This is a genomic window from Eubacterium sp. AF17-7, assembly GCF_003461285.1.
Taxonomy (GTDB): Bacteria; Bacillota; Clostridia; order Lachnospirales; family Lachnospiraceae; genus Eubacterium_U; species Eubacterium_U album.
Genome location: NZ_QTWU01000001.1, coordinates 726,347 through 746,707, shown reverse-complemented (window position 1 = coordinate 746,707; position 20,361 = coordinate 726,347). Strand labels below are relative to the sequence as shown.

35 protein-coding genes are annotated in these 20,361 nt (G+C 35.1%); all 35 read right to left on the bottom strand.

Going from position 1 to position 20,361, the window contains the following annotated elements; genetic code table 11:
- Positions 1 to 429: 429 nt before the first annotated feature.
- Positions 430 to 1,170 carry a tRNA pseudouridine(38-40) synthase TruA gene (truA, locus tag DWW96_RS03280; RefSeq protein WP_022088552.1) on the bottom strand — a complete coding sequence of 247 codons (741 nt, stop codon included), beginning with the start codon at positions 1,168 to 1,170 and terminating at the stop codon, positions 430 to 432.
- Positions 1,171 to 1,303: 133 nt separating this feature from the next.
- A complete protein-coding gene (locus tag DWW96_RS03275; protein WP_117908988.1) occupies positions 1,304 to 2,140 on the bottom strand; it encodes an energy-coupling factor transporter transmembrane component T in 837 nt (278 codons plus the stop codon).
- Between the two features lie 80 nt (positions 2,141 to 2,220).
- A complete protein-coding gene (locus DWW96_RS03270) occupies positions 2,221 to 3,078 on the bottom strand; it encodes an energy-coupling factor transporter ATPase (RefSeq protein WP_117908986.1) in 858 nt (285 codons plus the stop codon).
- A gap of 9 nt (positions 3,079 to 3,087) precedes the next feature.
- Positions 3,088 to 3,939: an energy-coupling factor transporter ATPase gene (locus DWW96_RS03265; RefSeq protein WP_117908984.1), complete on the bottom strand. Its 852-nt coding sequence runs from the start codon at positions 3,937 to 3,939 to the stop codon at positions 3,088 to 3,090.
- Positions 3,940 to 4,226: 287 nt separating this feature from the next.
- The gene (locus DWW96_RS03260; RefSeq protein ID WP_022088556.1) at positions 4,227 to 4,754 is read right to left on the bottom strand and encodes a L17 family ribosomal protein; all 528 of its coding nucleotides are present in this window, start codon (positions 4,752 to 4,754) and stop codon (positions 4,227 to 4,229) included.
- A gap of 34 nt (positions 4,755 to 4,788) precedes the next feature.
- A complete protein-coding gene (locus DWW96_RS03255) occupies positions 4,789 to 5,748 on the bottom strand; it encodes a DNA-directed RNA polymerase subunit alpha (protein WP_022088557.1) in 960 nt (319 codons plus the stop codon).
- Between the two features lie 35 nt (positions 5,749 to 5,783).
- Positions 5,784 to 6,377 (bottom strand): 30S ribosomal protein S4, encoded by a 594-nt coding sequence (rpsD, locus tag DWW96_RS03250; protein WP_022088558.1) that lies wholly within the window; start codon positions 6,375 to 6,377, stop codon positions 5,784 to 5,786.
- Positions 6,378 to 6,394: 17 nt separating this feature from the next.
- Positions 6,395 to 6,790, bottom strand: a complete 396-nt coding sequence (gene rpsK / locus DWW96_RS03245) for a 30S ribosomal protein S11 (RefSeq protein WP_005362186.1) — start codon at positions 6,788 to 6,790, stop codon at positions 6,395 to 6,397.
- 25 nt (positions 6,791 to 6,815) lie between these two features.
- Positions 6,816 to 7,184: a 30S ribosomal protein S13 gene (gene rpsM, locus DWW96_RS03240; protein ID WP_022088560.1), complete on the bottom strand. Its 369-nt coding sequence runs from the start codon at positions 7,182 to 7,184 to the stop codon at positions 6,816 to 6,818.
- Between the two features lie 329 nt (positions 7,185 to 7,513).
- Complete coding sequence (gene rpmJ / locus DWW96_RS03235; protein ID WP_022088561.1) at positions 7,514 to 7,627, bottom strand: 50S ribosomal protein L36; 114 nt, start codon at positions 7,625 to 7,627, stop codon at positions 7,514 to 7,516.
- A 95-nt stretch (positions 7,628 to 7,722) separates the two neighbouring features.
- The gene (gene infA / locus DWW96_RS03230) at positions 7,723 to 7,941 is read right to left on the bottom strand and encodes a translation initiation factor IF-1 (RefSeq protein WP_022088562.1); all 219 of its coding nucleotides are present in this window, start codon (positions 7,939 to 7,941) and stop codon (positions 7,723 to 7,725) included.
- 23 nt (positions 7,942 to 7,964) lie between these two features.
- Entirely contained in the window at positions 7,965 to 8,717 is a 753-nt protein-coding gene (map, locus tag DWW96_RS03225; RefSeq protein WP_022088563.1) for a type I methionyl aminopeptidase, read from the bottom strand.
- 2 nt (positions 8,718 to 8,719) lie between these two features.
- Positions 8,720 to 9,364: an adenylate kinase gene (locus tag DWW96_RS03220; RefSeq protein ID WP_022088564.1), complete on the bottom strand. Its 645-nt coding sequence runs from the start codon at positions 9,362 to 9,364 to the stop codon at positions 8,720 to 8,722.
- Positions 9,365 to 9,443: 79 nt separating this feature from the next.
- Positions 9,444 to 10,781 (bottom strand): preprotein translocase subunit SecY, encoded by a 1,338-nt coding sequence (gene secY / locus DWW96_RS03215; RefSeq protein ID WP_022088565.1) that lies wholly within the window; start codon positions 10,779 to 10,781, stop codon positions 9,444 to 9,446.
- Entirely contained in the window at positions 10,781 to 11,221 is a 441-nt protein-coding gene (gene rplO / locus DWW96_RS03210) for a 50S ribosomal protein L15 (RefSeq protein WP_022088566.1), read from the bottom strand. Before rplO ends, secY begins: the two co-directional genes overlap by 1 nt.
- 22 nt (positions 11,222 to 11,243) lie before the next feature.
- A complete protein-coding gene (gene rpmD, locus DWW96_RS03205) occupies positions 11,244 to 11,426 on the bottom strand; it encodes a 50S ribosomal protein L30 (protein ID WP_022088567.1) in 183 nt (60 codons plus the stop codon).
- A gap of 16 nt (positions 11,427 to 11,442) precedes the next feature.
- Complete coding sequence (gene rpsE, locus DWW96_RS03200) at positions 11,443 to 11,952, bottom strand: 30S ribosomal protein S5 (protein WP_022088568.1); 510 nt, start codon at positions 11,950 to 11,952, stop codon at positions 11,443 to 11,445.
- Positions 11,953 to 11,970: 18 nt separating this feature from the next.
- Entirely contained in the window at positions 11,971 to 12,333 is a 363-nt protein-coding gene (gene rplR / locus DWW96_RS03195) for a 50S ribosomal protein L18 (protein ID WP_022088569.1), read from the bottom strand.
- Between the two features lie 17 nt (positions 12,334 to 12,350).
- The gene (rplF, locus tag DWW96_RS03190) at positions 12,351 to 12,893 is read right to left on the bottom strand and encodes a 50S ribosomal protein L6 (RefSeq protein ID WP_022088570.1); all 543 of its coding nucleotides are present in this window, start codon (positions 12,891 to 12,893) and stop codon (positions 12,351 to 12,353) included.
- Between the two features lie 90 nt (positions 12,894 to 12,983).
- Complete coding sequence (rpsH, locus tag DWW96_RS03185) at positions 12,984 to 13,385, bottom strand: 30S ribosomal protein S8 (protein WP_022088571.1); 402 nt, start codon at positions 13,383 to 13,385, stop codon at positions 12,984 to 12,986.
- Positions 13,386 to 13,412: 27 nt separating this feature from the next.
- Entirely contained in the window at positions 13,413 to 13,598 is a 186-nt protein-coding gene (locus DWW96_RS03180; protein ID WP_022088572.1) for a type Z 30S ribosomal protein S14, read from the bottom strand.
- A 17-nt stretch (positions 13,599 to 13,615) separates the two neighbouring features.
- The gene (rplE, locus tag DWW96_RS03175) at positions 13,616 to 14,155 is read right to left on the bottom strand and encodes a 50S ribosomal protein L5 (RefSeq protein ID WP_022088573.1); all 540 of its coding nucleotides are present in this window, start codon (positions 14,153 to 14,155) and stop codon (positions 13,616 to 13,618) included.
- A 22-nt stretch (positions 14,156 to 14,177) separates the two neighbouring features.
- The gene (rplX, locus tag DWW96_RS03170; protein WP_022088574.1) at positions 14,178 to 14,489 is read right to left on the bottom strand and encodes a 50S ribosomal protein L24; all 312 of its coding nucleotides are present in this window, start codon (positions 14,487 to 14,489) and stop codon (positions 14,178 to 14,180) included.
- Positions 14,490 to 14,502: 13 nt separating this feature from the next.
- Positions 14,503 to 14,871: a 50S ribosomal protein L14 gene (rplN, locus tag DWW96_RS03165; RefSeq protein WP_022088575.1), complete on the bottom strand. Its 369-nt coding sequence runs from the start codon at positions 14,869 to 14,871 to the stop codon at positions 14,503 to 14,505.
- Between the two features lie 31 nt (positions 14,872 to 14,902).
- Positions 14,903 to 15,157: a 30S ribosomal protein S17 gene (gene rpsQ, locus DWW96_RS03160; RefSeq protein WP_022088576.1), complete on the bottom strand. Its 255-nt coding sequence runs from the start codon at positions 15,155 to 15,157 to the stop codon at positions 14,903 to 14,905.
- Between the two features lie 54 nt (positions 15,158 to 15,211).
- A complete protein-coding gene (rpmC, locus tag DWW96_RS03155) occupies positions 15,212 to 15,421 on the bottom strand; it encodes a 50S ribosomal protein L29 (RefSeq protein ID WP_022088577.1) in 210 nt (69 codons plus the stop codon).
- The gene (gene rplP / locus DWW96_RS03150; RefSeq protein ID WP_022088578.1) at positions 15,411 to 15,848 is read right to left on the bottom strand and encodes a 50S ribosomal protein L16; all 438 of its coding nucleotides are present in this window, start codon (positions 15,846 to 15,848) and stop codon (positions 15,411 to 15,413) included. Before rplP ends, rpmC begins: the two co-directional genes overlap by 11 nt.
- A complete protein-coding gene (gene rpsC / locus DWW96_RS03145; protein ID WP_022088579.1) occupies positions 15,848 to 16,495 on the bottom strand; it encodes a 30S ribosomal protein S3 in 648 nt (215 codons plus the stop codon). Before rpsC ends, rplP begins: the two co-directional genes overlap by 1 nt.
- 10 nt (positions 16,496 to 16,505) lie before the next feature.
- Positions 16,506 to 16,892 (bottom strand): 50S ribosomal protein L22, encoded by a 387-nt coding sequence (gene rplV / locus DWW96_RS03140; RefSeq protein ID WP_022088580.1) that lies wholly within the window; start codon positions 16,890 to 16,892, stop codon positions 16,506 to 16,508.
- Positions 16,893 to 16,923: 31 nt separating this feature from the next.
- Entirely contained in the window at positions 16,924 to 17,199 is a 276-nt protein-coding gene (rpsS, locus tag DWW96_RS03135; RefSeq protein WP_022088581.1) for a 30S ribosomal protein S19, read from the bottom strand.
- A gap of 14 nt (positions 17,200 to 17,213) precedes the next feature.
- Positions 17,214 to 18,056, bottom strand: a complete 843-nt coding sequence (rplB, locus tag DWW96_RS03130) for a 50S ribosomal protein L2 (RefSeq protein ID WP_022088582.1) — start codon at positions 18,054 to 18,056, stop codon at positions 17,214 to 17,216.
- Positions 18,057 to 18,116: 60 nt separating this feature from the next.
- Positions 18,117 to 18,416 carry a 50S ribosomal protein L23 gene (rplW, locus tag DWW96_RS03125; RefSeq protein WP_022088583.1) on the bottom strand — a complete coding sequence of 100 codons (300 nt, stop codon included), beginning with the start codon at positions 18,414 to 18,416 and terminating at the stop codon, positions 18,117 to 18,119.
- A complete protein-coding gene (rplD, locus tag DWW96_RS03120; RefSeq protein WP_117908982.1) occupies positions 18,416 to 19,036 on the bottom strand; it encodes a 50S ribosomal protein L4 in 621 nt (206 codons plus the stop codon). The genes rplW and rplD overlap by 1 nt, the downstream gene beginning before the upstream one ends.
- A 23-nt stretch (positions 19,037 to 19,059) precedes the next feature.
- Entirely contained in the window at positions 19,060 to 19,695 is a 636-nt protein-coding gene (gene rplC / locus DWW96_RS03115) for a 50S ribosomal protein L3 (protein ID WP_117908980.1), read from the bottom strand.
- A 133-nt stretch (positions 19,696 to 19,828) separates the two neighbouring features.
- Positions 19,829 to 20,143: a 30S ribosomal protein S10 gene (rpsJ, locus tag DWW96_RS03110; RefSeq protein ID WP_022088586.1), complete on the bottom strand. Its 315-nt coding sequence runs from the start codon at positions 20,141 to 20,143 to the stop codon at positions 19,829 to 19,831.
- Positions 20,144 to 20,361: the final 218 nt, after the last annotated feature.

The window sequence follows — 20,361 nt, the reverse complement described above, 5'->3', positions numbered from 1 at the left end:
ATTTTCAGGGATGGTTGCTGTTCAATTATCAATGTTCTTGTTTTGCTTGTTGCTGTTTCAGCAGCAACTCGTTCATATTATCACGATTGTTCTGCTTTGTCAACAACTTTTTTATATTTTTCTTCGTTATTCAAAACTTAGAATCAATTAAATTTTTCTGTCTGAACTGCTGTCTCAACAGTCAGCTTGAATAGAATACAACTTTTATATACAATTGTCAACACTTTTTTTCAATTTTATTTATTTTTCTTCATTCTTCATTTGTATGTTATCTTGCAAATTTAAATTCTACCCTCTTTATTTGTCTAACTTTAATATTTTGTGCAATTAACAAAGAAAATTCCACTATATGAAATAATCTTCTATATGGTGGAATCATCATTATTTTCTATTTCTTCTTAGACTTTAGTTTATAGTTATTTTTTTCATTCAATCCTCATAGTCTATCTTAACCAGCATTAAGCCACATGCCGGTGCTTTAGGTCCCGCTGCATTTCTATCTTTTGCCTCTATTATTTCTTTTACATATTCTGGTGGATAAACTCCCAATCCTACTTTTATTAAAGTACCTACAATTATCCTCACCATATTATATAAGAACCCATTACCAGATATTATTATTGATATGACATCGTCATTTTTATCTACCTCTAATCTATATACGGTTCTAACTGTACTTTCAACCTGACTTCCCGATGAGCAAAAACTTGCGAAGTCATGTTCCCCTACTATATATTTTGCTGCTTCTTTCATTTTTTCAACATTTAAGGGCATATATACAAAGTGGGTATATAGTCTCTGCGTTGGCATATCAAATTTTCTATTTAAAATCTTATATTCATATGTTTTTGTACTATTACAAAATCTCGGATGCCATTCCAGCGGAACTTCCTCTGATTTTTGTATTCTAATATCATTAGGCAGTCTTTGATTTAATGCAAATGAAAATTTCTCACCCGGAATTTTTGATTCCGTATCAAAAACAGCTACATTTCCCATAGCATGGACCCCCGAATCAGTTCTACTCGCTCCAATAACAGCTGTTTCTACTCCTGTCAATTCACTTATAGCTTTATTAAGCACTTCCTCTACAGTTATTCCATTTATTTGTATTTGCCATCCACAATAATTTGTGCCATCATACGCTATAATTAATTTTACTCTCTTCATTTATTTATAATTCTCCTAATAAACGATTAATTGTATATATCACAAGATTATATTTGCAAATTATTAATAACTTATTTTATTTTTCTATTGTTTATTAATACAATTTTATTTTTACTAATATATTTATCATATTTTAGCTTGCTTTTATGCTCAGAAACTTAAACATCACTAAATTATTCGTAACAAATCCTGCTCCTAATATCACACACAAAAAGACAACTAATACTAAATATGATATTTTATCCTTTTTCTTATAAACAAGTGGTTTTAATTTTGTTCTATTGCCACCATGATAACATCTCGATTCCATAGCCATTGCTAAATCCAGCGCTCTTCTTATAGAAGAAACAAATAGTGGTACTAACAATGGTATTAAACTTTTAACACGCTGCATAAGTCCGCCTGTTTCAAAGTCTGCTCCTCTTGCCATTTGAGCTTTTTTTATTTTCTCTGTTTCCTCAACTAAAGTCGGAATGAACCTTAAGGCTAAAGACATCATCATTGCCATTTCATGTACCGGAAAGTGTATTTTATTTAAAAATGCAAATGATTTTTCCAATCCGTCTGATAAATCGTTAGGTGTAGTGGTTAATGTCAAAACAGATGTACTCAACACTAAAAATGTTAATCTAAATGTTAAAAATCCACCTGTTATTAATCCTTCTTTAGTTATTTTAATTATCCAAAATGTTATGATTGGTGTTCCTGGGGTAAATAAAATATTTAACACTATCGTAAATACAAGTAAAAATAATATTCCTTTTATCCCTTTTATTATTTTTGCAAATGGTACTTTAGATATTTTTATTATAATTGCCAAAAACATTACAATTGCAAGTAATCCTATAATGTTATTTGTTGAAAAAATAGCTATTATAAATATTAAAGTGCCAAATAGTTTTACCCTAGGATCTAATTTATGAATTATTGAATTTTCAGGATAATATTGTCCTAATGTTATTTCTGCCATTTATCTATCTAATTCAAAGTCTTTTTAGTATCTATTAAATTACGACTTTGCATACCTTTCTATATATTATTACTATTGTTCTAAATGTCTTTTCTATTTAGACATTGCATAATATTTTCACGTGCTTCTTCAATTGTTATAACATTCTCATCTACATCTAACCCTTTTTCTTTTAACTTATGCATAATATACGTAATCTGGGGTGCTTTAAGTCCCATCTTTTCTAATTCTTTATAATGCTTAAATACATCCTTTGGCATTCCATCATATTTTATCTTACCATTATTTATTACGATAAGGCGCTGTGCATAATTTGCTACATCTTCCATGCTATGAGACACCAAAACAACTCCTATGCCTGTATTATCATGTAATTCTTTAATTCTATTTAAAATTTTATCCCTTCCTTTTGGATCTAATCCCGCAGTTGGTTCATCTAAGACTATTATTTCTGGATTCATAGCCAGAACTCCTGCTATTGCTACTCTTCTTTTTTGTCCGCCTGACAGTTCGAAAGGAGATTTGTTATAGCATTTTTCGTTTATTCCAACCTGTTCAAGCATTAATTTAGCCTTTTTTTCTGCTTCTTCCCTGCTCATTCCCATATTCATTGGACCGAAACAGACATCTTTAAGCACTGTTTCTTCAAATAACTGATGCTCCGGATATTGAAAAACAAGCCCGACTTTGCATCTAAGTTTTCGCAAATCATAATTATTTTCATATATATTTTCATTATTATAAAATACATTTCCGCTCTTTGGTCTTTCCAATCCGTTAAAATGCTGTATTAATGTTGATTTTCCAGAGCCTGTGTGTCCTATAATTGCAACAAATTCACCTTTATTTATTTCCAAATTAACGTTATTTAACGCTTTTATTTCACTTGTAGTATCACTGCCATATGTGTAGCATACATTTTCAAGTCGTATTCCCATTTTGGCCTCCTAGTTATTATTGTATACCCTAACTATCTCATCTACTAACTCATCTATCTCTAATGTCCCATTTTTTATGTTTAAGCCTTCCTTTTGTAATTCAAAGCCTAATTCTGTAACCTGCGGAACTTCAAGTCCTAATTCCTTCATTTTTTCAACTTCACAGAAAACTTCTCTTGGTGTTCCCTGTAATTCTATTTTTCCCTTATTCATTACAAATATTTTATCTGCATGTATAGTTTCACTCATATGATGTGTAATTAAGATAATTGTTATATTTTTAGCCTTGTTCAGTTCTTCTAATGTTGAAATAACTTCTTCCCTTCCAATTGGATCAAGCATTGCTGTAGGTTCGTCTAATATAATGCATTTAGGTTCCATTGCTATTATTCCTGCTATTGCTACTCTTTGCTTCTGTCCGCCTGATAATTTCATTGGAGAATGAAGTCTATACGCAGTCATATCAACTGCTTTTAGCGCATAATTTACCTGTTCCCATATTTTTTCGGTTGGAACACCCAGATTTTCCGGTCCAAATGCTACATCTTCTTCAACAACAGCCGATACAATCTGATTATCAGGATTCTGAAATACCATTCCTGCCTGTTGTCTTATATCCCAAATTTTCTTTTCATCTTTAGTATTCATCCCGGATATTAAAACTGTTCCTTCAGTCGGAGCAAGCAACGCATTAATATGTTTTGCCAAAGACGATTTGCCTGAACCATTATGACCTAATATTGCAATAAACTGTCCTTCTTCTACATCAAGATCTACGCCATCAATGGCTGTTATTATTTCTGCATTTTCATCATTGTCTTTAAATTTATGAACCAAATGTTTTATATTAATTATTCCCATGTCATATCCTCAAATTGTTTTGAATTTCAAGTTTTATTCACGCTTTATTTTTGCACATAATTGAAATTATAGCAATAATTTTTTCTATATAGTTTTATATTTCACCTTATAATAGTCAAAATTTTGTTATTGGTTTTATTTGGCGTAGCAAAATATAATTACTTATTTATCTTTTCTTACAATTTGGATTAACCCCATGCTTGACAAAAAGCCGATATAACAAAACGGACAAACATTGCCTTATCAACAACATTTGTCCGTTTTATATATAAGTTAAACTTTATTTATTATACTAATTCAAGTAATACTTCCATTGCAGCATCACCTTTTCTCTGACCGATTTTTACAATTCTTGTATATCCGCCATTACGATCTGCATACTTTGGAGCAATTTCATCAAATAACTTGTTAGTTAAGTCAACTTTCTTTCTGTCTTTCTTCTTACCTGTAGCATTTTCTGTTACATCGTAAAGAACTTTGTTCATCTGACGTCTAGCATGAAGACGTGAAGGCTGATCTTTCTTGATTGTCTTCTGTTCTTCATCATATACTGTTACTTTCTTGCCGTCTACGACTTCTTTAACATTCTTGCCATCTTTATCTTTACGAGCTACTTTAGCTACAACTGTTACTTCGTCAAAGTTATCTTTTTCTTTAACTGCTAATGCAATAAGACCTTCAGCAACTTTACGAATTTCTTTAGCTCTTGCTTCAGTAGTAACAATCTTGCCGTTATTTAAAAGACTTGTAACCTGACCTCTAATTAAAGCTTTTCTTTGACTTGAAGTTCTTCCAAGTTTTCTATAACCTGCCATTTTCTTACCTCCATAATATTTAAACTAATAAATATTAGTTTTCATCGCTTGGTCTCAATTCAAGGCCGAGTTCTTTCAACTTCGCAAGCACTTCATCTAATGATTTACGGCCTAAGTTTCTAACCTTCATCATATCTTCAGGAGTCTTGTTTGTTAATTCCTCAACTGTATTGATACCTGCTCTCTTCAAACAATTGTATGAACGAACTGATAATTCCAACTCATCAATGTTCATTTCTAACACTTTATCGATTTCATCATCTACAGCATCTACGATTACTTCTGCATTTCTTGCATTTTCTGACAAATCAATAAACAGTTTTAAGTGTTCGCTGAGAACCTTAGCTGCTAAACTAACAGCTTCGTCTGTTTCCAAAGTGCCGTTTGTATAAACATCCAATGTAAGTTTATCAAAATCAGTTACCTGGCCTACACGAGTATTCTGTACTGACATATTTACTCTTTCAACTGGTGTGTAGATTGAATCTACAGCAATTACACCGATTGGTAAACTATCATTCTTATTCTTGTCAGCACTAATGTATCCTCTGCCTTTTGTGATAATTAATTCCATACTAAGCTTGCTGTCTGCGCCACCGTTAAGTGTTGCAATAACCAACTCTGGGTTTAAAATCTCAATATCAGAATCTACTTGAATATCAGCTGCTGTTACAACACAATCTCCACTTGCTTCAATATGTGCAACCTTTGGTTCATTAGTAGCACTATTGTTTTTAATAGCAAGCTGTTTGATATTTAAAATTATTTCAGTAACATCTTCTTTTACACCTGGTATTGAACTGAATTCATGAAGAACTCCGTCAATTTTAATCTGGCTTACAGCTGCACCTGGTAATGTAGAAAGCATAATTCTTCTTAATGCATTGCCAAGTGTTGTTCCGTAACCTCTTTCAAGAGGTTCTACAACAAACTTACCATATCTACCATCTTCTGATTTCTCTGTTATTATATTTGGTCTTTCAAAATCGAACACTAATTAGCCCCTCCTTTATTGGGAATTGCTTAAGCTTATTTAGAATATAATTCGACAATAAGCATTTCATCTACGGGAACATCAATCTCTTCTCTCTTTGGAAGTTCTTTAATTTCACCCTTAAGATTTTCCTGGTCTGCTTCAAGCCATGATGGAACTGTTCTTCCGCCAGTCACTTCTACGATATCTTTGTATCTCTGTGATGACTTGCAACCTTCTTTAATTTCGATAACATCGCCTGCTTTAATTAAGTAAGAAGGAATGTTAACCTGCTTTCCATTTACTAATACGTGCTTATGATCAACAATCTGTCTTGCTTCTTTTCTTGTTCTAGCATATCCCATACGGAATACAACATTATCAAGTCTACGTTCTAATAAAATCATAAGGTTTTCACCTGTCTGACCTGGCATCTTTGAAGCCTTCTTGAAGTAATTTCTGAAAGGTTTTTCTAAAACACCATAAATGAATTTAGCTTTCTGTTTTTCTCTTAACTGAAGTCCATATTCACTCATTTTTCTACTAGATCTGTTTAAGTTTCTATTTGATTTCTTGTCTATTCCTAAATAAATCGGATCTAAACCGAGAGATCTACATCTTTTAAGAACAGGAACTCTATTTACTGCCATTTCTATTCCCTCCTAAATTAGACTCTTCTACGCTTTGGTGGGCGACATCCATTATGTGGAACAGGAGTAACATCCTTGATACTTGTAACTTCAAGTCCACAAGTTGCTAAAGCACGAATTGCTGCTTCTCTACCTGAACCTGGACCTTTAACCATAACATCTACTGTCTTTAAGCCATGTACTAAAGCTGCTTTTGTTGCAGTTTCAGCTGCCATCTGAGCTGCATAAGGAGTAGATTTCTTTGAACCTCTAAATCCTAGACCACCAGCACTTGCCCATGATAAGGCATTTCCTTCAGCATCTGTTAATGTAACAATTGTATTGTTAAATGATGCCTGGATATGTGCCTGTCCGTGTTCAACGTTTTTCTTAACACGCTTTTTTGTCACTTTCTTTGTAACTTTTTTAGCCATTTTAAACTAACCTCCCTTATGGGTACTATTTCTTCTTATTTGCTACAGTTCTCTTTGGACCTTTTCTTGTTCTTGCATTAGTCTTTGTCTTCTGACCGCGAACAGGAAGTCCTCTTCTATGACGAATTCCTCTGTAACATCCAATTTCTTGTAATCTCTTAATGTTTAAAGCGATTTCTCTTCTTAAATCACCTTCAACAGTCTGGCTTGCATCGATAACTTCGCTAATCTTCTTAACTTCATCGTCTGTTAAATCTTTACAACGTGTGTTAGGATCTACATTAGCTTCAGCTAAAATTCTCTGTGAGCTTGGAAGTCCAATTCCATAAATATAAGTCAAGCCAATTTCAACTCTCTTTTCTCTTGGTAAATCAACACCTGAAATACGAGCCATGTGTATAACCTCCATTAGTTAAATTGATAAGTTCCACAAATTACGCAGCCCGTGCTTTGCACGTCTGAAATGTTGTGCGCACCCATGTAACCTAACGTTAAATTGTTTCTTGATGCTTAATCAGCAATTTTTAAGCATCCACATTCTGTTTCTCAGCTATTCGCTGATTAATATAGTAAGAAAACGTACTTGAAAATTCTCTTACTACTAATATCTAATAGTAGCATATTGCTACTGCAGCCGCAAATTAATTCGTTGTGATATTACACAACTTCTTAAAGTGCACAAACAAGTGAATACAACCAAATATTCACTCAATATGTCAGAAATTAACCCTGACGCTGTTTATGCTTAGGATTTTCGCAGATAACTCTAACGCTTCCCTTTCTTTTAATGACTTTGCATTTTTCGCAAATTGGTTTAACTGATGATCTTACCTTCATTGAAAAATCCTCCTTTCAAAAAAAGTCCGTTATATATATTAACACACTTGTCAAAATATAGCAACAAAAACTTTTAAATTTATTTATCAACCATATTATTTATCTCTCCAGATAATTCTTCCTTTAGATAAATCATATGGTGACATCTCAATTGTTACTTTGTCTCCTGGTAAAATTTTAATGTAGTTCATGCGAAGTTTTCCACTTATATGAGCTAATACTACATGTCCATTTTCCAATTCAACACGAAACATTGTGTTTGGTAATTTTTCAATTACCTTTCCTTCTATTTCAATTACATCTGCTTTAGACATTTATATATCCTCCTTTTTTTCGGTTAAATCAAAGTAAGTATTTCCGGTTCTCCTTTTGTAATAAGAACTGTATTTTCATAATGAGCTGCTAAACTTCCATCATCTGTTACTACTGTCCAATCATCATCCATAAATGCTACATCTGCTCTTCCCATATTTATCATAGGTTCTATGCACAATGTCATTCCAGCCTGTAACTTCATTCCTCTTCTTCTTTGTCTGAAGTTTGGAATTTGTGGGTCTTCATGCATTTCTCTACCAATACCATGTCCTACTAAGTCTCTTACTACACCATATCCGAATTTATCAGCATAATCATTTATAGCTGCTGATATCTGATATAAATGGCAACCTTCTTTAGCATATTTAATTCCTTCAAAAAAACATTGTTTTGTAACTTCGATTAACTGTTTTGCATCATCACTTATTTCTCCAATTGCCAATGTTCTGGCGCAATCAGACTGATATCCTTTATAGCTTAAACAAAAATCTAAGCTGACAATATCACCATTTTCTACAAAACGGTCTTTTCTTGGAATTCCATGTACTACTTCATCATTAACAGAAATACACAATGAAGCAGGATATCCTTCATAGCCTAAGCATGTAGGAATACAACCATAACTTCTAATTATTTCTTCACCAATTTTATCAATTTGATAAGTACTCATTCCAGGCTTTACTTCTTTTTCTAACTCTGCGTGAGCCATTGCAATATACTTGCCTGCCTGTCTCATGAGTTCAATTTCTCTCTCTGATTTAATTGTTACCGCCATTGTTATGCTCCTAAAATATCATTTATCGCAGCAAACACATCATTCATGTCAATTGTACCATCAACACTTCTTAATACGCCTTGTTCATTATAATAATCAATTAAAGGCTGTGTTTGTTTATGATAAACATCTAATCTTTTCAAAACTGTTTCCGGTTTATCATCATCTCTTATTATTAAATCGTTTCCACATCTGTCACACTTGCCTTCAACCTTAGTTGGGTTGTATACAACGTGGTATGTTGCTCCACAAGATACGCAAGCTCTTCTTCCACCCATTCTTCTTACGATATTTTCATCCGGCACATCAACATCAATTGCATAATCAACTTTCTCGCCAATTGCTTTTAACGCTTCATCTAAAGCCTGTGCCTGCGGAATAGTTCTTGGGAAACCATCTAATACATAACCGTTTTTACAGTCATCTTTTTTAAATCTATCCATAACTAAGTCTAATGTTAATTCATCCGGTACTAACTGTCCCTGATCAATATATTCCTTAGCTTTTTTCCCTAATTCAGTTCCATTTTTAATATTTGCTCTAAAAATATCCCCTGTAGAAATATGTGGTATATTATATTTCTCAGCGATCATCTTTGCCTGTGTTCCTTTTCCTGCACCAGGCGCGCCTAACATAATTATTTTCATAGTTTACAATCCTCACAACTTCTTAATTTTTCTATTCTAGCAATCAAGGGGACTAGTCTGGTGACTGCCCCCTATGCTACTAAAAGATTCCTTTTACATTCTGATACTTACGTTCTGTCATCATTGATTTAACTGTTGTTATTGTTTCAAGAATAACACCTACAATGATGATTATTGATGTACCACCAAAAGAAACATTTGCTCCAGCAACTCCTGAAGCTACAATTGGAATACAAGCTGCAATAATAAGTCCGATTGCTCCAATTAAAATAATGTAGTTTAATATATTTGTCAAATATTCTACTGTTGGCTTACCACTTCTGATACCTGTAATAAATCCACCTCTGTCGTTAAGGTTCTTAGCAACCTCTCTAGGGTTAAATGTTATTGAAGTATAGAAATATGCAAAGAATATAATCATTACTATGTAAGCAACAAATCCGATTGAATATTTCATATGTGCAGGATTACACCAATGTGACTGACTTAAATAGTTTGTCCATTCAGGTGTTTTTCCAAAAAATTGTGCAATTACAACTGGGAATTGCAAAATTGATGATGCAAAGATAATTGGGATAACACCTGCAGTATTAACTTTCAAAGGAATTGTTGACTGTTGTCCACCAACCTGACGTCTTCCCTGTACTTTCTGAGACATCTGAACGCCGATGTGACGAACACCATCCTGAAGCCATACTACATAAGCAATAATTCCAACTACTACAGCAATTATAATAATAATCGCTAAAATCTTTCCACCAATTGAACTTGCTCCTGTTACATAATTTGTAAATAATCCGGCAATATCACTTGGCATTCTTGATACAATGTTAATTACTAACACGATAGAAATACCATTACCAACACCACTTTCTGTAATTTGTTCACCAATCCACATAAGTGCTGCTGAACCGGCTGTCATAGCAACAACGCCCATAACGATTACACCAACATGACGGAATGTACTCATATTTGAGATTGTGATTGTATCTGTATTAAACAATCCCTGATTTGCAAATCCAATTGTCATGGCTGTACTTTCGATAAGTGCTAATGCTACTGTTACATATCTTGTAATTTCTGCAAGTTTCTTTCTTCCTTCTTCACCATCTTTCTGCATTTCCTCTAACTTAGGAATTGCAATTGTTAATAACTGGATGATGATGGAAGCTGTAATGTAAGGTGTAATACTCAATGCGAAAATAGACATATTTTCCATTGAACCACCTGTAATAGCAGCGAAGAAGCTGAAAGCCCCTTCGCTAAACTGTGATGTTATTGATTTAACTGTATCACCATTTACAAATGGAAGTGGTATCTGACTACCTAATCTTACTACTACTAACATCATAAATGTGTACAATAATCTTTTTCTTATTTCTTTAACTTTTAAAGCATTACGAAGTGTTTCTAACATTAGATCACCTCACATGTTCCGCCAAGGCTTTCAATCTTAGCTTTTGCTCCTTCACTAAAAGCATTAACTTTTACTGTAAGCTTCTTTGTTAATTCGCCATTACCAAGAATCTTAACGCCATCACGTGGATTCTTAATAACTCCGCTTTCTAAAAGAGTTTCTACAGTAACTGTAGTGTCATTATCAAATCTTTCTAATGCACTTACATTAATACCTACTATTTTCTTTGAATTAATACATGTAAAACCTCTCTTAGGAATTCTTCTATATAATGGCATCTGACCACCTTCGAAACCAGGTCTTGGGCTTCCTGAACGAGCTTTCTGTCCTTTGTGACCCTTACCTGCTGTCTTGCCATTTCCTGAACCATGTCCACGGCCTCTTCTGAAATTATCACTATGCTTTGAACCATCTGCTGGCTTTAAATTTGATAAATCCATTGTCGCACCTCCTATCTATTGATTATATTTCTTCAACTTTTACTAAATGTCTAACTTTCTGAATCATACCTCTGACTGCAGCGTTGTCAGGCATTTCAACTGTCTTGTTAATCTTTGTAAGACCTAAAGCTTCAACAGTTTTTCTATTCTTTGGAACTGCTCCAATTGTTGATTTTACCAAAGTAATTTTTAATTTATCTGCCATTTCTAATTACCTCCTACTAGCCTAAAATCTCTTCAACAGATTTACCGCGAAGTGCAGCTACTTCTTCTGGAGTCTTTAATGAAGCTAAACCTTCAATTGTAGCAAGAACTACGTTCTGCTTATTGTTAGATCCTAAAGATTTTGTACGGATGTTTGTAATACCTGCAAGTTCAACTACACTACGAGCAGGACCACCAGCGATTACACCAGTACCTTCTGGAGCCTTCTTAAGTAATACAGAAGCACTTCCGAATTTACCGATTGTATCAAATGTTACACTCTTATTTTCATCCATTGGTACGCTTACGAGACTCTTCATAGCATCCTCTTTACCTTTACGAATAGCTTCAGGAATTTCAGCTGCTTTTCCAACGCCTGCACCAACGTGTCCATTTTTGTCTCCAACTACTACTAAAGCTGAGAATCTGGCATTACGTCCACCTTTAACAACCTTAGTAACACGTTTGATAGACACTACTTTTTCTTCTAATTCTAACTGACTTGCATCAATTATTTCACGTCTCATGTGTGTTATCCTCCTCAACTAAAATTCTAATCCAGCTTCTCTAGCTGCATCAGCTAATGCTTTAACTTTACCCTGATATATAAAGCCGCCTCTATCGTAAACAACTTCTTTAATACCTTTTTCAATTGCTCTTTCAGCAATAAGCTTACCTACATATGCTGCAGCATCAACGTTATTAGTTTTTTCTAACTCTTTCTTAGCTTCAAGTGTTGAAGCAGCTACAAGAGTCTTTCCAACTGTATCGTCAATAATTTGAGCATACATATGATTATTACTTCTGAAAACTGCTAAACGTGGACATTCTGTTGTTCCACTTAAATGATTACGCAGTCTGTTATGCTTTTTAACACGAATTTCGCTTCTTGATTTCTTACTAATCATTTCTTACACTCCTTTAATTATTTCTTACCAGTCTTACCAACTTTACGTCTGATAACTTCATCTTCATATTTGATACCTTTTCCTTTGTAAGGTTCAGGTGCTCTCTTTGTTCTGATTTCAGCAGCGTACTGGCCTACTTTTTCTTTATCAATACCTTTAATTATTATCTTATTCTGTCCATCCATTTCAACTGTGATTCCTTCTGGATCTTCCATTTCTACTGGATGTGAATAACCTAATGAAAGAATTAATTTATTTCCCTGTTTCTGTCCTCTGTAACCAACACCGTTGATTTCAAGAACTTTCTGGTATCCTTCTGTAACACCAACAACCATATTGTTGATAAGTGTTCTTGTAAGACCGTGTAATGATTTCATTTTCTTTAAATCATTTGGTCTGCTAACGATGATTTCTTCACCGTCTTTTTTAATTTCCATTTCCGCAGGTAATACTCTTTCAAGAGTTCCCTTAGGTCCTGTAATAGTCACCTTATTATTTTCTGCAATATCAACAGTTACTCCTGCTGGTATAGCGATAGGCATTCTTCCTATACGTGACATGCCGTTACCTCCTTATTAATAATGAAGAGTTGGACTAAGAAAGAAGAGAAACTCTTCAATCTTATCTCATCTCTTAACGTTATTTTCTTCCTACCAAACGAAAGCGAGAACTTCTCCACCAACGTTTTCTTTTCTTGCAACTTTATCTGTAACCACACCTTTGTTTGTAGAAATGATTGCAATTCCAAGTCCTCCAAGAACTCTTGGAAGTTCGTCTTTACTAGCGTAAACACGAAGACCCGGCTTAGAAATCTTCTTGATTCCTGAAATAACTTTATCATTCTTATCTTTACCATATTTTAATGTGATTCTGATTGTTTTAAAATTACCGTCTTCAATGACTTCATACTTCTTGATATATCCTTCATTTAAAAGAATTTCAGCGATAGCTAATTTCATCTTTGATGCAGGAACATCAACTGTATCATGTTTAGCAGTGTTTGCGTTACGGATTCTTGTAAGCATATCTGCGATTGGATCACTCATAGTCATGTTTCTTTCCTCCTATCAATTTATCTCTTACCAGCTTGCTTTTTTAACGCCTGGTATCTGTCCTTTGTATGCTAATTCACGGAAGCAAACTCTGCAAATTCCGTATTTTCTTAAATAAGCATGTGGACGACCACAAATTCTACAACGACTGTATTCTTGTGTAGAGAATTTAGCTTTACGTTGCTGTTTAACTTTCATAGCAGTTCTAGCCATGGATTTACCTCCTAAAACTATTTTGCAAATGGCATATTAAATAATGTCAATAATTCACGAGCTTCTTCATCTGTGTTAGCTGTAGTAACAAAAATTATGTCCATACCTCTAACTTTGTCTACTTTATCGTATTCAATTTCAGGGAAAATTAACTGTTCTTTAATTCCTAAAGCATAATTTCCTCTTCCGTCGAATGCATTTGGGTTAACTCCTCTAAAGTCACGTACACGAGGAAGTGCAAGGTTTACTAATCTATCTAAGAATTCGTACATCTTTTCTCCTCTAAGAGTAACTTTACATCCGATTGGCTGTCCTTCTCTTAATTTGAAGTTAGCTACTGAGTTTTTAGCTCTTGTTACAACAGCCTTCTGTCCTGAAATAATTTCAAGATCTTTAACAGCTGTATCTAAAATCTTAGCGTTCTCTTTAGCTTCGCCAACGCCCATGTTAATTACAATTTTATCAAGCTTAGGTACCTGCATTACGTTCTTATAACCGAACTTCTTTGTCATGGCATCCATAATCTCATTCTTATAAGTCTCCTTAAGTCTACTCAACTTTCCGGACCTCCTCTCTCAATTAATCAATAACTTCGCCTGTTGATTTTGCAACACGAACTTTCTTTCCGTCTTCAAATTTGTATCCAACTCTTGTTGGCTGTCCCTTATGAACATACATTACATTTGAAGCATCAATTGGTCCTTCCTGTGTTACAATGCCACCATTCTGGTTCTGAGCACTTGGTTTTGTGTGCTTTGTACGCATGTTGACACCTTCAACAGTAACCTTATTGTTCTTTTTGTCTACAGAAGAAACTTTTCCTTCTTTAAACTTATCTTTACCAGCGATTACTCTAACAGTGTCGCCTTTTTTAATCTTCATAGCTGACATCTAAGCACACCTCCTATAATACTTCTGGTGCCAAAGAAACAATTTTCATGAACTGTTTCTCTCTTAATTCTCTGGCTACCGGCCCAAAAATACGAGTTCCTCTTGGGGTCTTATCATCTTTTATAATTACAGCTGCATTTTCGTCAAATCTGATGTATGAACCATCTTTACGACGAGCGCCTTTAACAGTACGAACTACTACGGCCTTTACTACATCACCTTTTTTAACAACACCGCCTGGTGTTGCATCTTTTACAGTAGCAACGATTACGTCACCGATACTTGCGTATCTTCTTGTAGATCCGCCCATAACTCTGATGCAAAGTAATTCTTTAGCTCCTGTGTTATCAGCAACTTTAAGTCTACTTTCCTGTTGAATCATGCTGTATTCCTCCTTCTATAATCCAGGCAAATTATCTTGCCTTTTCAATAATTTCTACAAGTCTCCATCTCTTATCTTTTGATAATGGTCTTGTTTCCATAACTCTTACTGTATCACCAATTCCGCACTGGTTTTCTTCGTCATGAGCTTTTAACTTATAAGTTCTTTTAACGATCTTGTTGTATAATGGATGCTTTACATGATCTTCTACAGCAACTGTGATTGTCTTATCCATCTTATCACTTACAACTTTACCTGTACGTGTTTTTCTTAAATTTCTTTCCACAACAATTTCTCCTTTCTTAACTTTCCACCTGTAGTGGATTGGATTAACCTAAAACTATTCAGCAGCGTTTGTCTTTTCAAATATTACTGTCTGAATTCTAGCAATATTTTTTCTAACTTCTTTGATTCTGCTTGTGTTGTCTAACTGGTTTGTTGCGTTCTGGAATCTTAAATTAAATAATTCCTTTTTAGCAGCTACTAATTCATCATTTAATTCTGCAGCTGATTTTGTCTTTAAATCTTCTACATATGTCTTAATTTTCACTGTTATCACCGCCTTCTAAATCTTCACGTGAAACAATCTTACATTTTACTGGAAGCTTGTGTGTAGCAAGACGTAATGCTTCTCTAGCTATTTCTTCAGGAACACCAGAGATTTCGAACATTACACGTCCTGGTTTAACAACTGCTACCCAATATTCAAGTGTTCCTTTACCGGAACCCATACGTGTTTCAGCTGGTTTTGTAGTTACTGGTTTATCTGGGAAAATTTTAATCCAAACTTTACCACCACGCTTGATGTAACGAGTCATAGCAATACGAGCTGCTTCAATCTGATTTGACTTAATCCAAGCTGGTTCTGTTGCAACAATACCAAATTCACCGTAAGTGATCTTATTTCCTCTTGTTGCTTTACCTCTCATAGAACCACGAAACTGTTTTCTATGTTTAACTCTCTTAGGCATTAACATTATTTATCGCTCCCTTCTTTAGTTGGAAGTATTTCGCCGTTGTAAATCCAAACCTTAACACCTACTTTTCCGTAAGTTGTATCAGCTTCAGCGAAACCATATTCGATATCGGCACGTAATGTCTGAAGTGGAATTGTTCCTTCACTATAGAATTCTGTACGAGCCATATCAGCACCACCAAGACGTCCTGAACATGCAGCCTTAATTCCTAAAGCTCCACTCTTCATTGTTCTTGACATTGTAGACTTCATTGCTCTTCTGAAAGATACACGGTTTTCTAACTGTGTAGCAATGTTTTCAGCTACTAACTGAGCGTCCTTGTCAGGTCTCTTGATATCTTTAACGTCCATAAATAACTTCTTGCTTGTCATTTTCTGAACTTCAGCTTTAACTTTTTCAATTTCAGCGCCACCCTTACCGATTACGATACCAGGCTTAGCTGTATAAATGTTTACTCTCACTCTGTCAGATGATCTTTCGATTTCAATCTTAGAAACACCTGCGCTGTATAATTTCTTTTTAAGATATTCTCTGATTTTGTAATCTTCAACAAGATTGTCTGCAAAATCAGCTTCAGCGTACCACTTTGAGTCCCAGTCCTTAATAACTCCGACTCTTAAGCCATGTGGATTAACTTTCTGTCCCATACTTTGCCTCCTATCTTTCATCGAGCACGATTGTAATGTGGCTATTTCTCTTTAAGATTCTATAAGCTCTACCCTGTGCTCTAGGTTTAATTCTCTTCATTGTTGGAGCGCTACCTGCGTAACACTCAGCAATATAAAGTTTGCTAACATCCATATTGTTGTTGTTTTCAGCATTTGCAATTGCTGACTGTAATAATTTTAATATAACGCTTGATGCGTATCTTGGGTTGTATGTTAAAATACCGATTGCTGACTCTACGTCTTTTCCTCTGATCGCATCTAATACGAAACATGCCTTCTGTACTGACACTCTAGCGTAAGACAACTTAGCTGATGGTCTAGTATCTTTATTAGCATTTCTTTCTCTCTTTATCTGGGATCTATGTCCTTTAGCCATAGATGAGACCTCCTTTCAAAATCTACAGGTATTATCTACCCTTCTTTTCGTCTTTACCGTGTCCTCTATAAGTTCTAGTAGCAACAAATTCACCAAGTTTATGTCCAACCATATCTTCAGTTACATATACTGGCACATGCTTTCTACCGTCATGAACAGCGATTGTATGTCCAACCATCTGTGGAAAAATTGTTGAACGGCGTGACCAAGTTTTAATAACAGACTTGTCACCTGAAGCGTTCATAGCTTCGACTTTCTTTAATAAGCTCTCATCCGCGAATGGGCCTTTTTTTAATGATCTAGCCATTAGTTCCTACCTCCTTATTTCATGTTCTTTCCGTCACGTCTTCTAATGATTAACTTGTTAGACTTCTTATTTTTCTTACGAGTCTTCAAACCAAGTGCTGGTTTACCCCAAGGTGTACATGGGCCAGAACGTCCGATTGGCGCACGTCCTTCACCACCACCGTGTGGATGGTCATTAGGGTTCATAACAGAACCACGAACTGTAGGTCTAATACCCATATTACGTTTACGTCCGGCTTTACCGATATTTACAAGACCATGTTCAATGTTACCTACTGTACCAACTGTTGCACGGCAAATAACTGGAACCATTCTCATTTCTCCTGAAGGAAGTCTAAGTGTTGCATACTTTCCTTCTTTAGCCATTAACTGTGCTGCATTTCCAGCTGCACGAACTAACTGTCCGCCCTTACCTGGATATAATTCAATGTTATGAACTTCTGTACCTACAGGGATAGCTGAAAGTGGTAAACAGTTACCAACTTTAACTTCTGCATTTTCACCGTTCATAACTGTAGCTCCAACCTTAAGTCCGTTAGGAGCAAGGATGTAAGCCTTTTCACCATCTGCATAACTGATTAATGCGATGTTTGCAGTTCTATTTGGATCATATTCGATGCTAATAACTGTAGCAGGAATATCAACTTTATTTCTCTTGAAGTCGATGATTCTGTATTTTCTTCTTGAACCACCACCATGATGTCTTACTGTAATTTTACCCTGATTGTTACGACCAGCATTTTTCTTGAGAGATACTACTAAAGATTTTTCAGGAGTTGCTTTAGTAATTTCTGCATTATCAAGAGTAGTCATAGCTCTTCTTGAAGGGGTATATGGGTTAAATGTCTTAATTCCCATTTTTATTCTCCTTTCGAATTCAATTTGTCATCACGCTTTTCTTGCGTTTACTTATTATCTTTATAAACCAGCGAAGATTTCAATATCTGCACTGTCTTCTGTCAACTGAACGATAGCTTTCTTCTTCTTAGCTGTCTTTCCAATTGTCATTCCTCTTCTACGATTCTTTCCTTCTAAGTTCATTGTGTTAACTTTAGCAACCTTTGTTCCTTCGAACATTTTTTCAACTGCTTCTTTAACCTGAGTCTTAGTTGCATCTGTGTGTACGTAGAATGTATATTTCTTATCTGCCATAGCGTTCATGCTCTTCTCAGTAATTACTGGAGAGAGGATTACGTCATAATATTTGATATCTGCCATTATGCATACACCTCCTCGATTGTTGCTACAGCTGCCTTATCGATAACTACAACATCATATTTAAGAATGTCATAAACATTAATTGTGTTAGTTAAAGCAGTTTTTACTGTAGGGATGTTCTTAGCTGACATTACAGTATTTACATCATTGTCTTTTAATACAACCAATGCTTTACTTACATTTAAGTTGTTCATCATCTTTACAAAATCTTTTGTCTTAGGTGCTTCAAACTTAATGTCGTCAACTACGATAAACTTATTTTCATTAACTCTGTCTGTCAATACTGACTTAAGAGCTGCTCTTTTTTCTTTCTTATTCATCTTGAATGAATAATCTCTTGGAACTGGTGCGAATACAACTCCGCCGCCTGTCCACTGTGGAGCTCTTGTAGAACCTTGTCTTGCATGACCAGTTCCCTTCTGTCTCCAAGGCTTTCTTCCGCCACCGCTAACTTCTGAACGAGTTTTAGCTTTCTGTGTTCCTTGACGGTTATTAGCAAGCTGACTCAATACTGCCTGATGCACTAAGTTTTCTTTAACTTCTACACCAAATACGGCATCGTTTAATTCGATTTCATCAACCTGTTTACCTTCCATATTTAAAACAGATACTTTTGCCATCTGCGTGTTCCTCCTTCCAAAATCTACTTACCAGACTTACATGTTTCTTTAATAGTTACTAAAGCTTTCTTAGGTCCTGGTACAGCGCCCTTTACTAGGATTAAGTTGTTTTCTGCATCAACTCTAACAATTTCAAGGTTCTGTGTTGTTACCTTCTTAGCACCCATATGACCTGGCATTTTCTTTCCTTTAAACACCTTGCTTGGGTTTGAACATGCACCGTTTGATCCGGCATGTCTATGATACTTAGAACCGTGAGCCATAGGTCCTCTTGACTGACCATGTCTCTTAATTGCACCCTGGAATCCTTTTCCCTTTGCAATTGCTGATGCGTCAACTTTGTCTCCAGCAGTAAAGATGTCTGCCTTGATTTCGTCTTTCACTGAATACTCTTCAGCATTTTCAAACTTAAATTCTCTTACAAATCTCTTGTAAGGAACTCCAGCTTTGTCAAACATACCTTTCATTGGCTTGTTGACTAGCTTTTCTCTCTTTTCACCGAATCCAACCTGTACAGCACTGTATCCATCATTTTCTACTGTCTTAACCTGTGTTACTACACATGGTCCAGCCTGAAGAACGGTTACTGGTACTAAACTTCCATCTTCGTTGAAAATCTGAGTCATTCCAACCTTTGTAGCTAAAATAGCTTTCTTCATATTAATTACCTCCTGTTAATCTACAGCGGATCGCGCCACCGCGATCATCCTAGAACAGTTCAATCTATTTAAACCTTCAAGGATAATTCACTATTTCGTTTTTTACCTATTAAAATAAGTAAATTGCGATGAATTATTTATTCTTCATCTTAATGTCGATATATACACCTGCTGGCATTTCTAATCTTGCCAAAGCATCTACTGCTTTCTGTGTTGGTGTAACAATATCAATGAGTCTCTTATGAGTTCTCTGTTCAAACTGTTCTCTTGAGTCTTTGTACTTATGTACAGCTCTAAGAATTGTGATTACTTCCTTCTTTGTTGGAAGTGGTACAGGGCCACTAACTTCTGCTCCTGAACTCTTTGCAGTTTCAACAATTTTTGCAGCTGACTGATCGATTAATTTGTGATCATAAGCCTTTAATGTGATTCTCATTACTTGTGCCATAAAAAAAGCCGCCTCCTTTTCGTACTATTAGCACGACAAGCGGTGACTGTACAACCTTTCCGTGTGTTTTGTGATTATTCACAACTTACCCACGTGTTTCCACTTCTATGGTGGACTCGTTTTTAGTACAGTGACTTGTCGCCAGTTTCCTAACTTGACATTCGCTCCGCGGAAAACCTACATTACTGTAGCAACCTCTCGTTTCAACGCTATCAATG

Excerpts from the sequence above, each read along its gene's own strand:
- rpsK (WP_005362186.1), bottom strand. The coding sequence starts at position 6,790 with ATGGCTAAAAAAGTTACAAAGAAAGTGACAAAAAAGCGTGTTAAGAAA.
- rpsE (WP_022088568.1), bottom strand. The coding sequence starts at position 11,952 with ATGAGACGTGAAATAATTGATGCAAGTCAGTTAGAATTAGAAGAAAAA.
- rplB (WP_022088582.1), bottom strand. The coding sequence starts at position 18,056 with ATGGGAATTAAGACATTTAACCCATATACCCCTTCAAGAAGAGCTATG.
- map (WP_022088563.1), bottom strand. The coding sequence starts at position 8,717 with ATGGCGGTAACAATTAAATCAGAGAGAGAAATTGAACTCATGAGACAG.
- rpsD (WP_022088558.1), bottom strand. The coding sequence starts at position 6,377 with ATGGCAGTAAATAGAGTTCCTGTTCTTAAAAGATGTAGATCTCTCGGT.
- DWW96_RS03220 (WP_022088564.1), bottom strand. The coding sequence starts at position 9,364 with ATGAAAATAATTATGTTAGGCGCGCCTGGTGCAGGAAAAGGAACACAG.
- rplW (WP_022088583.1), bottom strand. The coding sequence starts at position 18,416 with ATGGCAGATATCAAATATTATGACGTAATCCTCTCTCCAGTAATTACT.
- rplO (WP_022088566.1), bottom strand. The coding sequence starts at position 11,221 with ATGGATTTATCAAATTTAAAGCCAGCAGATGGTTCAAAGCATAGTGAT.
- rplN (WP_022088575.1), bottom strand. The coding sequence starts at position 14,871 with ATGATTCAACAGGAAAGTAGACTTAAAGTTGCTGATAACACAGGAGCT.
- rplC (WP_117908980.1), bottom strand. The coding sequence starts at position 19,695 with ATGAAGAAAGCTATTTTAGCTACAAAGGTTGGAATGACTCAGATTTTC.
- rplF (WP_022088570.1), bottom strand. The coding sequence starts at position 12,893 with ATGTCACGTATAGGAAGAATGCCTATCGCTATACCAGCAGGAGTAACT.
- rpmJ (WP_022088561.1), bottom strand. The coding sequence starts at position 7,627 with ATGAAGGTAAGATCATCAGTTAAACCAATTTGCGAAAAATGCAAAGTC.
- DWW96_RS03265 (WP_117908984.1), bottom strand. The coding sequence starts at position 3,939 with ATGGGAATAATTAATATAAAACATTTGGTTCATAAATTTAAAGACAAT.
- rpsJ (WP_022088586.1), bottom strand. The coding sequence starts at position 20,143 with ATGGCACAAGTAATGAGAATCACATTAAAGGCTTATGATCACAAATTA.
- DWW96_RS03275 (WP_117908988.1), bottom strand. The coding sequence starts at position 2,140 with ATGGCAGAAATAACATTAGGACAATATTATCCTGAAAATTCAATAATT.
- rpsS (WP_022088581.1), bottom strand. The coding sequence starts at position 17,199 with ATGGCTAGATCATTAAAAAAAGGCCCATTCGCGGATGAGAGCTTATTA.
- rplD (WP_117908982.1), bottom strand. The coding sequence starts at position 19,036 with ATGGCAAAAGTATCTGTTTTAAATATGGAAGGTAAACAGGTTGATGAA.
- DWW96_RS03180 (WP_022088572.1), bottom strand. The coding sequence starts at position 13,598 with ATGGCTAGAACTGCTATGAAAGTTAAACAGCAACGTAAAGCTAAATTC.
- infA (WP_022088562.1), bottom strand. The coding sequence starts at position 7,941 with ATGTCTAAAGCAGATGTAATTGAAATAGAAGGAAAGGTAATTGAAAAA.
- truA (WP_022088552.1), bottom strand. The coding sequence starts at position 1,170 with ATGAAGAGAGTAAAATTAATTATAGCGTATGATGGCACAAATTATTGT.
- rpmD (WP_022088567.1), bottom strand. The coding sequence starts at position 11,426 with ATGGCAGATAAATTAAAAATTACTTTGGTAAAATCAACAATTGGAGCA.
- rplV (WP_022088580.1), bottom strand. The coding sequence starts at position 16,892 with ATGGCTAAAGGACATAGATCCCAGATAAAGAGAGAAAGAAATGCTAAT.
- DWW96_RS03270 (WP_117908986.1), bottom strand. The coding sequence starts at position 3,078 with ATGGGAATACGACTTGAAAATGTATGCTACACATATGGCAGTGATACT.
- rplR (WP_022088569.1), bottom strand. The coding sequence starts at position 12,333 with ATGATTAGTAAGAAATCAAGAAGCGAAATTCGTGTTAAAAAGCATAAC.
- secY (WP_022088565.1), bottom strand. The coding sequence starts at position 10,781 with ATGTTAGAAACACTTCGTAATGCTTTAAAAGTTAAAGAAATAAGAAAA.
- DWW96_RS03260 (WP_022088556.1), bottom strand. The coding sequence starts at position 4,754 with ATGGCAGGTTATAGAAAACTTGGAAGAACTTCAAGTCAAAGAAAAGCT.
- rplP (WP_022088578.1), bottom strand. The coding sequence starts at position 15,848 with ATGTTAATGCCTAAGAGAGTTAAACATAGAAAACAGTTTCGTGGTTCT.
- rpsH (WP_022088571.1), bottom strand. The coding sequence starts at position 13,385 with ATGACTATGAGTGATCCAATCGCAGATATGCTTACAAGAATCCGTAAC.
- rpsC (WP_022088579.1), bottom strand. The coding sequence starts at position 16,495 with ATGGGACAGAAAGTTAATCCACATGGCTTAAGAGTCGGAGTTATTAAG.
- rpsM (WP_022088560.1), bottom strand. The coding sequence starts at position 7,184 with ATGGCTCGTATTTCAGGTGTTGATTTACCAAGAGAAAAGAGAGTTGAA.
- rplX (WP_022088574.1), bottom strand. The coding sequence starts at position 14,489 with ATGTCAGCTATGAAGATTAAAAAAGGCGACACTGTTAGAGTAATCGCT.